Annotated in this window: 13 protein-coding genes; 6 read left to right on the top strand and 7 right to left on the bottom strand. The window is 57.8% G+C overall.

Features of this window, described 5'->3' with window-relative positions:
- The 3 genes from MW898_RS08605 to MW898_RS26005 all read right to left on the bottom strand — a co-directional run bounded on the left by MW898_RS08605 (position 1) and on the right by MW898_RS26005 (position 3,598).
- Positions 1-1,293 (bottom strand): extracellular solute-binding protein, encoded by a 1,293-nt coding sequence (locus MW898_RS08605; protein ID WP_248906288.1) that lies wholly within the window; start codon positions 1,291-1,293, stop codon positions 1-3.
- Between the two features lie 123 nt (positions 1,294-1,416).
- Positions 1,417-2,544 carry an ABC transporter ATP-binding protein gene (locus tag MW898_RS08600; protein ID WP_248906285.1) on the bottom strand — a complete coding sequence of 376 codons (1,128 nt, stop codon included), beginning with the start codon at positions 2,542-2,544 and terminating at the stop codon, positions 1,417-1,419.
- A gap of 43 nt (positions 2,545-2,587) precedes the next feature.
- On the bottom strand, positions 2,588-3,598 hold the full coding sequence (locus MW898_RS26005; protein WP_248906283.1) for a Gfo/Idh/MocA family protein: 1,011 nt from the start codon (positions 3,596-3,598) through the stop codon (positions 2,588-2,590).
- An 84-nt stretch (positions 3,599-3,682) separates the two neighbouring features.
- Between MW898_RS26005 and MW898_RS08590 the strand changes: the two genes are divergently transcribed.
- From MW898_RS08590 to MW898_RS26000, 5 genes are all read left to right on the top strand, one after another.
- Positions 3,683-4,507 carry a sugar phosphate isomerase/epimerase family protein gene (locus tag MW898_RS08590; RefSeq protein WP_248906281.1) on the top strand — a complete coding sequence of 275 codons (825 nt, stop codon included), beginning with the start codon at positions 3,683-3,685 and terminating at the stop codon, positions 4,505-4,507.
- A gap of 100 nt (positions 4,508-4,607) precedes the next feature.
- On the top strand, positions 4,608-5,309 hold the full coding sequence (locus tag MW898_RS08585; protein WP_248906279.1) for a PIG-L deacetylase family protein: 702 nt from the start codon (positions 4,608-4,610) through the stop codon (positions 5,307-5,309).
- A gap of 246 nt (positions 5,310-5,555) precedes the next feature.
- Positions 5,556-6,833 (top strand): Cdc6/Cdc18 family protein, encoded by a 1,278-nt coding sequence (locus MW898_RS08580; RefSeq protein ID WP_248906278.1) that lies wholly within the window; start codon positions 5,556-5,558, stop codon positions 6,831-6,833.
- Between the two features lie 55 nt (positions 6,834-6,888).
- Complete coding sequence (locus MW898_RS08575) at positions 6,889-7,887, top strand: Gfo/Idh/MocA family protein (RefSeq protein ID WP_248906276.1); 999 nt, start codon at positions 6,889-6,891, stop codon at positions 7,885-7,887.
- On the top strand, positions 7,884-8,891 hold the full coding sequence (locus MW898_RS26000; protein ID WP_248906274.1) for a Gfo/Idh/MocA family protein: 1,008 nt from the start codon (positions 7,884-7,886) through the stop codon (positions 8,889-8,891). The genes MW898_RS08575 and MW898_RS26000 overlap by 4 nt, the downstream gene beginning before the upstream one ends.
- 53 nt (positions 8,892-8,944) lie before the next feature.
- On the opposite strand, the gene MW898_RS25995 is transcribed toward MW898_RS26000, so the two are convergent.
- The 4 genes from MW898_RS25995 to MW898_RS08550 all read right to left on the bottom strand — a co-directional run bounded on the left by MW898_RS25995 (position 8,945) and on the right by MW898_RS08550 (position 13,295).
- A complete protein-coding gene (locus MW898_RS25995; RefSeq protein ID WP_248906272.1) occupies positions 8,945-9,931 on the bottom strand; it encodes a Gfo/Idh/MocA family protein in 987 nt (328 codons plus the stop codon).
- Positions 9,928-10,887 (bottom strand): Gfo/Idh/MocA family protein, encoded by a 960-nt coding sequence (locus MW898_RS08560; protein ID WP_248906270.1) that lies wholly within the window; start codon positions 10,885-10,887, stop codon positions 9,928-9,930. The genes MW898_RS25995 and MW898_RS08560 overlap by 4 nt, the downstream gene beginning before the upstream one ends.
- A 113-nt stretch (positions 10,888-11,000) precedes the next feature.
- On the bottom strand, positions 11,001-11,768 hold the full coding sequence (locus MW898_RS08555) for a sugar phosphate isomerase/epimerase family protein (RefSeq protein WP_248906268.1): 768 nt from the start codon (positions 11,766-11,768) through the stop codon (positions 11,001-11,003).
- A 312-nt stretch (positions 11,769-12,080) separates the two neighbouring features.
- Positions 12,081-13,295: an aminotransferase class V-fold PLP-dependent enzyme gene (locus MW898_RS08550; protein WP_248906267.1), complete on the bottom strand. Its 1,215-nt coding sequence runs from the start codon at positions 13,293-13,295 to the stop codon at positions 12,081-12,083.
- A gap of 260 nt (positions 13,296-13,555) precedes the next feature.
- Here MW898_RS08550 and MW898_RS08545 point away from each other — a divergent pair, with 260 nt between their 5' ends.
- A complete protein-coding gene (locus tag MW898_RS08545) occupies positions 13,556-14,623 on the top strand; it encodes a glucose 1-dehydrogenase (protein WP_248906266.1) in 1,068 nt (355 codons plus the stop codon).
- Positions 14,624-14,696 lie beyond the last annotated feature (73 nt).

The raw sequence follows: 14,696 nt of genomic DNA, 5'->3' as shown, positions 1-14,696 counted from the left end.
TTAGAGTAGTGAGTCTATTTCTTGCGCTGCCGTATCGAGCGCTTGCTTGGGCTTTTTCCCCTGCCACATCGCTTGTGCCTGCGTGTGGACAGCATCCCACATTTTCGATACGTCCGGATGACTCGGGAAGGAAACGGTGTTTTCCATCTCCTGTGCGACCGGCTTGAGCTTCGGATTATCCTCGATGAACTGTTTGAACGCCTTTGTCTCGTAGGCATCCTTCCGACCGGGGAATCCACCCATCGCCTTCGTCACGTTTTTCTGGACCTCCATGGAGTTGATGTAGTTTAACCATTCGAGCCCGAGTTTCTTGTCTGCGCCGCCACGCGATGGGACCGAATAGAAGACGCCCGCGCTCCATGTGTGGCTCTTATCGACCTTCGGACCACCTGGATAGGGATTAAACTGCCAGTCGAGATCGCTGTCGCGCAGTCGAGGGTAGTTCCACGATCCGGCGAAACACATCGCCGATTCCCCGGCGAGGAAGTCCTCGACGGCGAGCGTTCCGCCCGGATTTCGCGCAATGATCGATTTGTCTTCGACGATCTTCGGCTGCAGGAAGTTCGCCGCCTCAAGCGCCGCGTTGTTGTTGATTATTGCCTTCGTTCCGTCCTCGTTGAGGTACCCACTGCCGTTCGAGAGCGCGAAGCAGTCGAATCCTTCTCCTGCCGACATGGAGAATGCCGTCCCGTGTTTTTTACCCAAGGCGTCAACCCACGAGCCGAACTCGTCCCAGCTTGGACGGTGTGTCGGCTTCGGGACCTTCAGCCCTGCCTCCTTGAACATTTTCTTGTTGATGGCGATTAGGCGACAGTCAGCATACCACGGGACCGACCAGAGTGTGTCATCGTAGCTAGCGTTGCTGCGCGCCGCCGAAACGTAGTTACTGGGGTCAAATCCCTCCTTTTCGAGGTCGAGCGCAACGCCCTTGTCCGCAAACCGCGGGACCCAGAGCACGGACAGAGCGAGACTATCCGGGGCGTTTCCCGCCGGGATGGCCGTGGTCGCTTTCGCCAAGTAGTTCTCGAATGGATAATACTCCCAGCTGATGTTGGAGATAGCGTCACTCTGTTTGGCGAGTTGCTTTTTTTGCTCCTTCCGGATGGGCGAGAGGCCGGGATCGTTCCACGCCCACAACGTCATCGACGATCCGCCGTTCCCCGATCCGTTTCCGTTTCCTGTGTTGGTTCCACTGTTACCACTGTTTCCGCCCGTACATCCGGCGAAACCCACTGCACCAACCGAACTGGCCAGTGCGATAACTTCTCGGCGAGTGAGACGTCTGTTGCTCATACTACCTTCGGAGAACAAATAGTCGGTTTGTAATAAACATTTGGTATTGTCCCATTATCGTACAACTCTTGGACAGTCGTGTAAAACGGATGTGAACGATGGAATTCAGTCTTCGAGTGATGTTCAGGCGCGGACTGCGTCTGCGTCGGTCGCGGAAGAGACGGTTCGTGATTTAATCGTCTCGCCAGTCGGGCCGAACAGATGCATCTTCGCTTCGGGAATGGTGATATCGAGCGTTGATCCCGGTTCGACCACTCGCTCGCCGTCAAGCGTTACCGTACAGGTCTGATCGCCGATATCGACGTAGACGTAGGTGCTCTCTCCCATTGGCTCGGTCACAGAGACAGGAGCTGAGATCGCAGTTGACTCGCCCGGAGCGAGTTCGATGCTCTCGGGACGGATGCCAAGCGTTAGTGCTCCTTCGTGTCCGCGGAGTTCCTCGCGCGTCGCCTCGGAGAGGTCGCACCGAAACGCCTCGTGGACGAGCGCGCTGTCGGTGTACTCGACTTCGAAGAAGTTCATCGACGGAGAGCCAATGAATCCGGCGACAAATCGATTGTTCGGCTCGTAGTAACATTCAAGTGGCGTCCCGATCTGTTGGAGCGTTCCATCGTTCAGAATAGCGATGCGGTCACCCATCGTCATTGCTTCTGTCTGGTCGTGGGTGACGTAGATCGTCGTGATATCGAGATCTTGCTGGAGGTTCTGTAGCTCCGTTCGCATCGTTGTCCGAAGCTTGGCGTCGAGGTTCGAAAGCGGCTCGTCCATCAGGAACACCTCTGGCTCACGAACGATCGCCCGACCGAGCGCTACCCGTTGCTGTTGCCCGCCGGACAGTTCACCAGGCTTCTTATCGAGCAGCTCCTCGATGCCCATCATCTGGGCGACGCTGTCAACGCGTCGCTTAATTTCGCCAGCAGACATGTCTGTCGACATCTTGAGCCCGAAGCCGATGTTATCCTCGGCTGATAAGTGAGGATACAGCGCGTAGTTCTGGAACACCATTGCAATATCGCGCTCGGTGGGAGGCTGATTCGTGATCGGGTCTCCGTTCAGCAGAATCTCGCCGTCGGTAACTGATTCGAGTCCAGCGATACAGCGGAGGGTGGTCGATTTCCCACAGCCCGACGGGCCGACGAAGATGAGGAACTCTCCGTCATTGATGTCGATGTTCAGATCGTCGACCGCGACGATTGACTGGTCTCCGTCCGCGAACTCCTTTCGAAGACTACGAATGTCTAGTTTGCCCATGGGAACTCACTACGTGGCGAAGTTGTAATCAACCATAATAAATTCATAGGTTAATCTCACGATCCGAGATATCACTCGACATGTTGCTGCTGGATTCGGTTCGATTGCCAGCTTCTGCGGCTGCACGGGCTGTGAGTGTTAGTTCGAGCGTTCTAACGGCGTCGTCGTACTCAGAGCGCACGTCGGTGCTCTCCGAAGAAATCGCGCGGAGAAACGCCTCGAACTCTCTTTGGTACCAGTCACCGGCTCCCTCGAACTGAACCGGTTCACCATCCACACTACCAGAGAGCGAGTGTTCGAAGTAGTCGAGTTCGAGAGACGCGTTCTCGGCTGTAATGCGCACCTCAAAGCGAGAGACTGGAGACGCGCAGGTGGACGAGACGTGCGACACAGCCCCTGATTCGTGCTCAAGCGTTACCGATGTCGCGTCCTGAAAGTCGACGCTGTCGACGAGCACTCGGTCGGTTCCACTCCCGGTAGCTGCCGTCACTTCTCCCGCAAGATACCGGTGGAGATCGTACACGTGGGTCGACTGTTCGACGATCTGTCCTCCCGAACGAGTCCGTTCGCACCACCACGGCGTCTCAGGAGGTGATACCCAGTAGGTGCTATCGATATGACCGACGCGACGGCCGTTGAGAAGTTCCAGCGCTCGCTCTGTTATTCGCCCGTACCGACAGACGTAGCCAACTTGTGCGAGGATACCAGCTTCTTCAACGTGTTGGGCCGTCTCTCGTGCCCTGTCTAGTGAGAGGCCAACCGGTTTCTCGATGAACAGATCGATGTCGCGTGCGGCCGCCATCCGTTCGTAACTACCGTGGGCGAACGGGGGGACCGCGACCACGAGCGCGTCGAGCGGTTCCGACTCGATCAGTTCCTCGCCGTCGGTGTATGCTGTACCGTCACGGGAATCCGCTGCGGTCCGTGCGCGTTCTTCGTCCACGTCAGCGACCGCCGCGAGTTCAATGTCGTATCCATCCACCACAGCGTCGAATGTTTCCAGATGGATCGAAGCGATGCCTCCTGCGCCGATAAATCCGACTGAAACTGTCACGCACTCGCTCTCTCGCCGAAGGTGTTAAAGCTATCTGGAGAACGGCCATATCTATAACTCGGTTGAGACGGGAGTGATGAGCGCATGAAGTTTGCACTGAATCAGATGGGCTTTCCGAGAGCTGAACTTGCGGAGAATGCAACGCTCCTCGCAGACGTTGGCTACGACGGCATTGAACCGAATCTGACCGCCGACGGACCACTGTGGGACGACGAGGCGGTCGATGCGTTCTCTCAGCAAACCAACGACCTCGATCTCTCGGTTCCAGCGGTTTCGACGACACTCCACTGGGACCGTCAGCTGTCGAGCGCGGACAAGGAGACGCGCTCGGCTGGCATCGAAGCAGCAGAACGAATGATCGAAGTCGCGGATGCGCTCGGTGCCGGTGCAGTGCTCATCGTTCCGGCCGTCGTCGACCAGGAGACGTCATATGACGAGGCCTACGACCGCGCGCTCAGTGCGGTTCAGACGTTGGCTCGAACGGGTGACGAGTACGGAGTGACCATCTGTATCGAGAACGTCTGGAACGACTTTCTGCTCTCACCGCTTGAGTTCGCCGAATTCATCGACAGAGCGGGAGATGCTGGACCAGTTGGCGCGTACTTCGATGTGGGAAACGTCAGACGGTTCGGCCATCCCGAGCAGTGGATTCGCCTCCTCGGAGAGCGCATCGAGCGCGTTCACGTGAAAGATTACCGGACGGATATCGACACAATAGACGGCTTTACGTATCCGTTGGAGGGAGACATCGACTGGACTGCGGTTGTTGACACGCTGGACGAGATCGGCTACGATGGGTGGGTGACGGCCGAGGTGCCGCCGTACCGGACGGCTCCCGAACGGCTGCCACCCCGCTTACTCGGCGATCTTGTGCACCTCTTCTCGGCGACCGAGTACACCGATCGCTGAGACTGCACGTTCTGCTTTGGATTCGAGTGAGACGCCACCACTGTGATGCCACTGGGTACGACAGCACAACGCTTAATATCACCTCGGATGACACACATATATGCATCTCGCAGCCATAGTCGCGCATCCAGACGACGCTGAAATCTTCTGTGGCGGCACGCTCGCAAAGCATGCCGACCGTGGCGATAAGGTGACAGTCGTCTACATGACTCGCGGCGAGTACGGGGGTGGATCAGACACCACTGAGGCAGAGATCGCCGCCACACGAGAACAAGAAGCCAACACCGCCGCTGAAACACTCGGCGTCGAGACAGCATTTCTCGATTACGAGGATGGTCGCATAACGTATTCGTTGGAAAACCGACTCCAGATCGTCGATACGCTCCGTGAACACCGACCAGACATCGTTCTCACGCATTTTCGGGACGACATGCATCCTGACCACCGAACCACGTCGCGGTTGGTGACTGACGCGTACTACATGTCTTCGCTTCCGCTGGTGGAGACAGTGAACGAACCGTGGGAACCACAGAACATCTACTACGTCGGCAAGCCGACTTCCTCGTTCGATCCCGACGTGTACGTCGACATTAGTGAGTACCAGTCGAAAAAGGAGGATGCAATCCGTGACCACGAATCGCAAGTCGAGTGGCTCCAAGAACACGGCGGCATCGATGCGGAGTTCGACGATCTCATCGAAGGTGTTCGTGCCCAAGCCCGGACGCTCGGTCGGACACGCGGTGTGGAGTTCGCTGAAGGATTCGTCCCACTGCACAAACACACGACCGCGTATCTCGACTGACGATTTTTCAGTACGTCCTGATTCTACCGTCTGTGATCACCACACATCGAACAGCTTTTGATACGTGTCCGTTCAACAGCGTCTCCCATCGTTACAGACGTAGGCTTGTAACGAGATACAGGTGAAACGAGGGGAGGGGGAGTGGAGAGCGGTGCATTAGAATACTTACCGACCCGTGTGACGGACCAATTCGGTTCGGTGGGCCGCCCGACGAGTTTATCAGGATCGTCGCTATAGTGTCATCGAATGACACGGGACGACGGACGGGAAAACGCAAACGCCCTTGACGACGTGTTCAGCGCACGGGACAGCATCTTTTCAGAAAAGCTCTTGCTTGATGTCGGTCACGTTCCAGAGCCAGAGCACATCGCCGCCCGTAATGAGGAAATTCGCCGTCTCGCCAGCGCGCTGAATCCCGCTGTGACAGGAGAGACGCCGAGTAACGTCTTTCTGTACGGGAAAACAGGATCCGGAAAATCGCTCTGTGCAGGATACGCGACGAACCAAATCGTCGATACCGCGTCCGAAAACGGCGTCTCGGTTGGTCGTGTGGTTGTCGACTGTTCACAAGAGAACACGGAAACACGCGCAATCAGAGCGATGGTCCGGAGATTGAATGATTCTGAGAAAACCGGACTCGTCGTGCCTGAAACTGGTGTCGGGCGTTCTCAGTATTACGAACAACTCTGGGACGTTCTCGATACACGGTTCGACGTTGTGCTCACCGTCTTGGATGAGGTCGACTGTCTCGAAGACGACGACATCCTATTGCAATTATCACGCGCAACGGAGGCTGGGAAAATTGATCGCTGTTCTGTCGGTCTCGTCGGTATTAGCAACAAGATCAAATACAGGAGTCAGCTTCGAGAACGCGTCAAGAGCAGCCTTCAAGAGCGTGAAATCGTCTTTACGCCGTATAACCGTGAGGATCTTCACGCGATCCTCAACAACCGCACGGCTGCATTCGGTGCTGATGTGCTCTCTGAGGACGTGGTGTCTGAGTGTGCATCACTCGCAGCAGAGGAACACGGCGACGCACGAAAGGCGATCAATCTGCTGCGACACGCTGGGGAACTCGCTTCGAGTGACGGATCGGATGCGCTTACCGTTGAGCACGTTCGAGACGCAACCACGCTTGCCGAACGAGATCGGTTCCGGGCGCTATTTGCGGGCGCGACGATACAGCAGAAAGCGACGCTACTTGCGGTCGTCTCGTTAGCACTTGTCGAGAAGACGCGGACGTTCAAAACGCCCGACGTGTACGCTGCCTACGAAGATGTCTGCGCTGACACTGGCTTGGAAGCGCTCTCGAAGCGTCGTGTCCACGATCTCCTGCGCGAGTGGGAGTTCCTCGAAGTACTCGATATCACTCGGACCGGTGGCGGGCGCGCTCGCGGGAGTCACCTCCGTCACCGTTTACTCGAAGATCCGTCGGTTATCCTCTCGGTGTTCGACGAAAGCGACCGCTTTGCTGGTGTTGGCGTCGCTGCTGGAACCACTCGCACCACGTGGTCGAATATTTAAGAACGACCCATCACTGCAGAAGGTTTAATAGTACCAGTTCCACAACGTGGTGGTGATGCAACGAATTGGATTAGTGGGGAGTGGCTTCATGGCCACGACGCATGCTACCAGCTACCAGCAGATCGCTGACGCCGAGGTGGTGGCGGTCGCGTCGTTCGGGGACGACCGATCGTCGTTTGCCAAAGCGCATGCACCGCATGCCGATCTCTATGACGATGCAAAGACAATGATGGACGAGGCCGACGTGACGGCCGTCGATATCTGTACGCCGACACCGACACACCGACCGCTCGTCGTAGCGGCCGCAGAACGTGGTCTTGACGCGTTTTGTGAGAAACCACTCTCACGGACTGCCGAGGGAACCGACGCCATCGTCGATGCGGTGAACGACGCCGGAATCACCTTCATGACCGGTCACGTGGTGCGATATTTCCCCGAATACGTCGAGGCGAGGCGACGAATCAATGCTGGTGAGATTGGCTCCCTCGGAACAGTTCGCACCGAACGGTTCTCCGCTCCGCCGCGATATGCCAGCAATTCATGGTTCAGTGACAAAGAACAGAGCGGAGGCGTGCTGCTCGACATGGCAATTCACGATTTCGATTATCTCCGCTGGCTCGTTGGCGAGGTTGACCACGTATTCGCCCGCACGGCTGAGTGGGACGATGGTCACCTCAACCAGCACTCCTCGGTCGTACTGCGGTTTGCAGACGGAACCGTCGGTCACGTCGAGGCGTCGTGGGGATACCCGGAGGGGACGCCGTTCACGACCAGTTACGAATTCGCTGGCGACGAAGGAATGCTGGAGTTCGATTCACGAGACGAATCTGCTGTCCGCGTCTCTGGTGGTGCTGAAGGAACGAACGCTCCCACCAGCCCGCTCGTGAAAAGCCCCTACACGACGGAGCTCGAACACTTCATCGAGTGTGCGGAGACCGGACATGACCCCGATATTACGCCCGACGATGCCCGTCAGGCAGTCAGAATCGCGCTCGCGGCCATCGAGTCCAGCGAGCGCGGAGAGCCCGTCTCTCCGACGGAGGTGGGCGCGTGACGGTCCGCATCGGTATTTGTTCGACCGCGCATCTCCACGCGAACTCGTATGCCGCCTGCCTAACTGAGCTCACTGCTGTCGAGTTTGTCGGCGTCACGGAGACCGGCGACCGGATCGACGACGCCCGCGCGAAAGCTGACGAATACGGCGTCGACTTTCGTGCGCCGGACGAACTCCTCGCCGCGGTTGATGCAGTCATCGTCTGTTCGGAGAACGCTGCTCACGCCGCGTGGGTCGATCGTGCAGCGGCCGCTGGTGTCGATGTCCTCTGTGAGAAGCCGCTGGCTCCGACCGTCGCTCAGGCACAGAAAATGGTTGACAGTGCCAGTAAAGCAGATATCCACCTCGGTGTGGCGATGCCCCTTCGGTTCACCCAACCGGTCCGGAACGCAAGGACAGCGGTAGAGAATGGTGCGCTCGGCGAACTCCACTTCCTCAGCGGGACGAACCGTGGGAAGATGCCCGGTGGCTGGTTTGTCGACCCCGACCTCGCGGGCGGTGGTGCAGTCACGGATCATTCGGTACACATTGTCGACGTGGTTCGCTGGCTCACTGGCGAAGAAATCCGCGAGGTGTACGCCGAAACTGATACACGATTCCACGACATCCCGGTCGAGGACGTGAACCTGCTGTCGATGGAACTGACCGACGGAACGGAGTTCGTTCTCGATGGCTCGTGGAGCAGGCCTGAGGAGTGGGACTTTTGGGGCGATGCGACGCTCCGCCTCGTTGGTACCGAGGGTGTGATCTCCATCGACTGCTTCGACCAGAAAATAAAGCAGACGCGAGATACCAACGAACCGGGCATCCGGTCGCTGTACTGGGGGTCGAACCCGGATGAAGGTCTTATCGAGGATTTCATCGAAGCCGTTGTACAAAATCGCCAGCCGCTGAAGACGGGATCCGACGCCGTCAACGACATTGCCGTGGTCGAAGCGGCCTTCGAATCCGCGAAACGGGGCGAGCCAGTCGAACTGGACGGAACGACCGCTCGGACGAGCTGAGGCTGATTCCTCAAAAAAAGACAGAGTGGACACGACGGCAGCCGAATCGGCGGTCAGTACGTAACTTCGACGGGTTCGCCTCGTTCGACTGATTCGTACGCAGCTGCTATCACGGCGACGGTTCGGACGGCATCTTCGACTGGTGTCACTGGCTCGCGGCCGGTCAGTATCGACTCGACAAAGTCGCGCAACAGCGCGTTGTTCGGGTCAGCACCCCAGTAAACAGATTCAACGGGCTTACCGTGTCCCGTGTCTCGAGTATGTCTGAACTGATGGCCGAAGCAATCAGCTGATAGCGTCTTTTCCGTTCCGATGAGTTCGACCGCTGCGTCTCCCCAAAACGGATTTGCTTGTGGAGTGCTCCACGAGCCGTCGAGGAGGAAGGATGCGCCACCGGTCAGTTCCATCGACAGCAGGTTCACGTCCTCGACCGGGATATCGTAAAACTGGGTGGCCGTTTCGGCGTACACTTCACGGATTTCTTCGCCAGTGAGCCAGCGGACCACATCAACAATATGATCGGTGTGGTCGGCTACGGCTCCTCCACCTGCCAGATCGGGATCAACGAACCAGCCGCCGGGCATTCGGCCCCGATTGATCCCTGAAACGGCGACGAGATCGCCGAGATCCCCCGATTCGTAGCGTTCCTTGAGGCGTCGCATCGGTCGACTACAGCGGATCGGCATCGCCATTCCGGTAACGAGGTCACTGCGTACGCACCGCTCACGGATCGTTTTCGCCTCCGAGAGTGCAGTTGCAAGCGGCTTTTCACAGAGGATAGCGACGTCGTGGTCAAGAGCGAGGGTGATCAACTCGTCGTGAACGGCTGTCGGTGAACAGATAACCACACCGTCGACCCGACGTAGTAGCTCGCGGTGTGACAGCACCGACACGCCGACTGCGTTCGCCTGCCGCCGTGCACGTTCTGGCTTATCGTCTGAGAGTCCGACGAGATCGGCTCCCGGGAGCTGTGATACGAGTGCTGCGTACACCTCAGCGTTAACGTGGGCAGTTGAGCAGATACCGATGCGAACGGTCACGTTTCTCCCTCCGTAAGGGAAACTGGAATGCTCTTATCGATGGAACGGCGAGCAGCGATGGCGATCTGCGAGGCGTTCTCGGGTGCCACATCCGATGGTGGACGTTCAACCCCCCGAAGCCGGTCGATAAATGTCCGGAGGAGCCGACCGCGACAGTCGTCTTCGAGCGGATCGACCGTCAACGAGCACTCCTCACCGCGGAGGGCAGTTGATGCGTCACGCTCGCTGAAATCGACACGTCCGTGGTTACCGCTGTACTCGACTTCGACCCGGGGAGATGGCGTAACGTCGCTATCCCACGTTGTCTCGACGGTTGCCCGTCCTCCATTGCGAAACGAGAGAAGTGCGTGTACGTGATCGTATCGCCCGGCAGAACGCTTCCGGACGAAAACGCGATCGACGGTGCCGAACGTCCAGTCGAGAACATCGAAATCGTGGGCGAGAATCGCACAGAGCGTGTTCTCGTGGGTGGTGTCGATCCCGGTGTACGAGACGTTCCACCCAGGACCGTCGAACGGTGCGGTTCGTTTGATCCGTGCAACACCAATCGCTCCGATGCCGCCCGTCTCGACGCTCGATCGGAGCCGTTCATAGAGCCGAGAGAATCGGTGCGGAGAGTGGGCCATCAACCATCCGCTCGTATTCGACGCCCGCGAGACGAGTCGGTCGAATCTCTGCTCATCGAGTGCGAACGGTGGATCGCAACGAACTGGTATTCCTGCCGCGAGTGCGGTGTCAAGAGCATCGGTGGAGGCAGCTCCCGGTCCACAGATATCTACCGCATCGACTTCGTGAGCATCAAGCGCAGTTGCCAGCGAATCATAGCTCGGCGCGTCGATATCGACTTCATCATCGTGTTCTACGACGCCAGTGATGGTCGCGTCGTCGAAACAGGCGTACCGTTCCGCGTGGGCTTGCACCGCCGTCTTCCGCCCTACGATGACGATGCGTCGCATACGGCTATGTTTGCTGCCTCTCTGATAAGTATTTGCCTCCGAACACTATACCCACGTCATCGCCATCTATTATCTTACGTATCATTCTACCGCAGTTCGAGTTCGAAAATGATTCAGACGGTGTTGAGCAACGTCTCGATGCAGGTTGCGCTCGATTCGAGTGTTGCCGATGGATTCGACGTCAGTCCGTTTTCGTGTATGAGCCAGTCGGCGTCGGCTGCTGCATCAACGCATGCATCGAGGGCGACGACTCCCTCGCCGAGATCCACGTGAAGCGTGGCATCGCTCTCAGGAATTGTGTCTGTCAGGTGAACGAGCGAACAACGGTCGGCGTAGCGTTCGAGATACGTGCTCGGATCGACACCGCCGTAGCGCGCGAGTCCGGTATCGAACTCCAGTCCGAGTCGGTCATCTGTCTGAGTAACGAGCGCGTCGTAAGCGATGGTATCGTCGTATCTACTGAACTCGTAGGCGTGGTTGTGATACAAGGTCTCGAATCCATCGTCAGCGAGGCGGTCAGTGAGCACCGAGAGTCGATCCGCGGCCTCGGAGATTGTGTCAGAGGAGAACTCGTCTGCACCGTACGACGGGACGACAATCCGTTCACACCCAAGTGCCTCGTAGGCAGCGATCGTCGACTCGTAGTCGGTCTCCAGCGCGTCGAGTCCAACGTGCGCACCGACGGGGTCGAGACCAGTGCTCTCAAGCGTGGTAGCAATGGTCGAGGGCGATTCGTCGCCGAGTCCAGCGAACTCTACTCCTTCGTATATCGTATCAGCGACGCGGTGGAGCGTTTGGGTCAGCGGTTCATCGAGTGTGCGAAGCGTGTGCAGCTGAATTGCCGGTCGGACCATCTCACCGGGCAGATGCGATCCACTCATATAGCCGTTGTGCCCCTGATCTGCTGTAATCCGTTTTTGAGCTGGCTTTGCCTCGTGCTATGAAGCATTGATTTCTTTCCCGAAAGTGAACCTCTCGGACATTTTGGGCCACATCGATCAAGTTCACGGATCTGGTAGTGATGATGGACATGGTCAATTCATGATGTCTGCGACGAATATCTGTGCAACTCGCTCAGTGCATTGGTACGACTGCACGAGTGTTTCTCCTCAGTCCGACGCTACCGAGGAGCCATCTGTTTTTCCTGTCGATCAACCGCACTGATACAGCAGTGCTCCAAATAACAATAGCTATCAGCTGTCTGTGAGATGGCTTTGGAGCCGTTCGATCACGTACGCTGCTTCTTCGTCGGTAAGACACATCGGATTGATCGTGAACGCGTCTGGGAGATCGTCTGAGCCGACAAAAATGCGGGGTGTTTCTGTTCGGAGCGAACCAACGAGCTCGATGGCATCGAGCGCAGCGTTGTCAGAATCAATTTCGATAAAGAGTTCGGGTGCGACCATCAGCTTCCCACCCGCTCGTTTCGTCGTTGACACACCAGTAACTCCCGAGAGACCATCAGCAACAAGCTCGACGCGTTCCTCCCATTCTGCGTTCAACGCGCGCTGATCTTCCGCCACGAACGATTCGAGCGCCGCAATGAGGCCAGCGAGTTCTTCTTTCCCGACTTTCAGCGGACGACCGATACCCTGTCGTGGAACACCTGCGAGCTGTTCTTTGTTGAACAGTTCTTCCGGCGGTTCCCAGACCGCTTCGGCAACGTGCATGTCGAGGTGTTGGAGCGCGGCCGATCGAACGTATTCGCGTTTGGCTGCGAGAATGCCGGTCGTCTGCGGTCCACGGATGGCTTTTCCACCGCTGAAGACGACCATGTCCGCGCCCGCATCGACGAACGCCGAGAGATTCTCGCGTGGGGGTACTTCGGCCGCAGCGTCAACGATGACCGGAACATCATGCTCGTGAGCGATATCGACGACCGTCTCTAGCGGTGGCGTGCTGTACACTTTCTCCATATAGCCGACCGCGACAGTTTTTTCGTTGATGGCATCAGCGATCTCCCACGGCTCGGTGCTGTTCGATCCCGTGCCGAGCGAGACGTCGTTATTCCCGACATCGACGATGCGCGCGCCTGCCGCGCGAAACGCGTGATCGTAGCCATTTCGGTGTGTCCGAGCCATTACGATCTCGTTCGGAACGTTCTCTGTGTCGGGAAGACGGGCCATCGTTCCGAGGTCGTCCCCAGCGATGGCAGCCGCTGCCGCGAGCGTCATGCAGGCCGCCGCGCCGCTAGCAACGTAGCCGCTCTCCGCACCGGTCACTTCGGAGATGAGTTCACCTGCACGGACTTGTAGATCCGAAAGGCGGACGAACGACTCCGAAGCCCGGCTCATCGCCTCAACTGCCTCTGGTCGGATGCGACTCCCACCAATTCGTGTTTTTGTGCCCGCAGCGTTGATGACGCGCGGGACATCCCATTCCTCGTAGATTGTGGTTTCGTATTCCATGACGGAGCTTCCAACAGAGGGTCCGCGCTGATCTGATAAGAAACACACTGCTGAAACCGACGAACGGACACTACGCGAGTAATGGTCGGTTGTCGCTCCCTGACGGCGCGTTCGGCCGGTGAGTTCGTCTCACATTCGACTGTCGTCGGAGCGTTTATCTCTGTCTGCGCGGAAGCTCATTTCATGTCAGTACCCGCCAAATCCTATTCAGCGCGCGTAGATTCACGACTCATTCCAGTGTCGAGCGGAGGAATCGTCGAATGAGAGCAGTCGTCATTAGGCGTGGCGAATCGCGCCCAACCCTCGCCAATGTTCCTCGCCCGACGCCCGAAGCGGGCGAAGCACTGCTTCGGACACTCCGTGTCGGTATCGACGGAACCGACCACGAAGTGATACAGAACAACCACGGTGGATTCCCGTCAGGAGATGACTACCAGATTCTCGGCCACGAGGCCGTCGCCGTCGTCGAAGACGCCAACGGCACTGCGCTCAAAGCGGGCGAACTCGTCGTACCGACGGTTCGTCGACCGCCGGAGACGAACAAGTACTTCGAGCGTGGTGAGCCGGATATGGCTCCTGACGGTCAGTACGTCGAACGCGGCATCGTCGGAGCACACGGCTACATGTCCGAGTTCTTCACTAGTTCACCGGAATTCCTCGTCTCAGTTCCCGACTCGTTCGCGGAGTACGGCTTCCTCGTCGAGCCAATCTCGAACTCAGAGAAGGCGTTGGAACACGCGCTCGCCGCTCGGTCTGCGTTCGAGTGGGAGCCTGAGAGTGCACTCGTACTCGGCAACGGACCGTTGGGTCTTCTCACGCTCGCCATGTTAGAGACGCCGTCGTCTCCATTCCAGCGAACCTACTGCCTCGGCCGACGCGATCGACCTGATCCGACGATCGACATCATCGAGCGACTCGGCGGCACGTACGTCGATTCGCGAGAAACGTCTGTCGAGGCGATGGCCGACGCCCACGAAGCGGTCGACTTCGTCTACGAGGCGACCGGCTACGCAAAACACGCATTCGAAACCGTTGACGCGCTTGCGCCCAACGGCGTCGGGGCGTTGCTCGGAATACCGGGCGACTGGGAGTTCGAGATCGATGGCGGGCGACTCCACCGCGAGATGGTGCTCCAGAATAAGATGCTCTTTGGAAGTGTCAACTCCAACGTCAGGCAGTTTGAGATGGCCAAGAAGCGATTGGCAGCGTTTCCCGACTGGTTCGTCGATGATATCATCACTGGCGTCTACACGCCTGAAGAGACAGACGCCGCATTCGAGAAGAACACTGATGGTATCAAGACGGTCGTCGCGTTCGATACGCGCTGACAGCTCCAACTGACGTTCCACGTTTGTACGAATTAGTGACGAGTTACTAACAATGTTCACCGATAGGCGAGCG

Source organism: Halocatena marina (assembly GCF_023276375.1).
GTDB lineage: Archaea > Halobacteriota > Halobacteria > Halobacteriales > Haloarculaceae > Halocatena > Halocatena marina.
The sequence above is the reverse complement of the archived record's forward strand: the minus strand, read 5'-3'. Positions and strand labels throughout refer to the sequence as shown.

Excerpts from the sequence above, each read along its gene's own strand:
- MW898_RS08545 (WP_248906266.1), top strand. The coding sequence starts at position 13,556 with ATGAGAGCAGTCGTCATTAGGCGTGGCGAATCGCGCCCAACCCTCGCC.
- MW898_RS08560 (WP_248906270.1), bottom strand. The coding sequence starts at position 10,887 with ATGCGACGCATCGTCATCGTAGGGCGGAAGACGGCGGTGCAAGCCCAC.
- MW898_RS08550 (WP_248906267.1), bottom strand. The coding sequence starts at position 13,295 with ATGGAATACGAAACCACAATCTACGAGGAATGGGATGTCCCGCGCGTC.
- MW898_RS08580 (WP_248906278.1), top strand. The coding sequence starts at position 5,556 with ATGACACGGGACGACGGACGGGAAAACGCAAACGCCCTTGACGACGTG.
- MW898_RS08585 (WP_248906279.1), top strand. The coding sequence starts at position 4,608 with ATGCATCTCGCAGCCATAGTCGCGCATCCAGACGACGCTGAAATCTTC.
- MW898_RS08600 (WP_248906285.1), bottom strand. The coding sequence starts at position 2,544 with ATGGGCAAACTAGACATTCGTAGTCTTCGAAAGGAGTTCGCGGACGGA.
- MW898_RS08590 (WP_248906281.1), top strand. The coding sequence starts at position 3,683 with ATGAAGTTTGCACTGAATCAGATGGGCTTTCCGAGAGCTGAACTTGCG.
- MW898_RS08575 (WP_248906276.1), top strand. The coding sequence starts at position 6,889 with ATGCAACGAATTGGATTAGTGGGGAGTGGCTTCATGGCCACGACGCAT.
- MW898_RS08555 (WP_248906268.1), bottom strand. The coding sequence starts at position 11,768 with ATGAGTGGATCGCATCTGCCCGGTGAGATGGTCCGACCGGCAATTCAG.
- MW898_RS08605 (WP_248906288.1), bottom strand. The coding sequence starts at position 1,293 with ATGAGCAACAGACGTCTCACTCGCCGAGAAGTTATCGCACTGGCCAGT.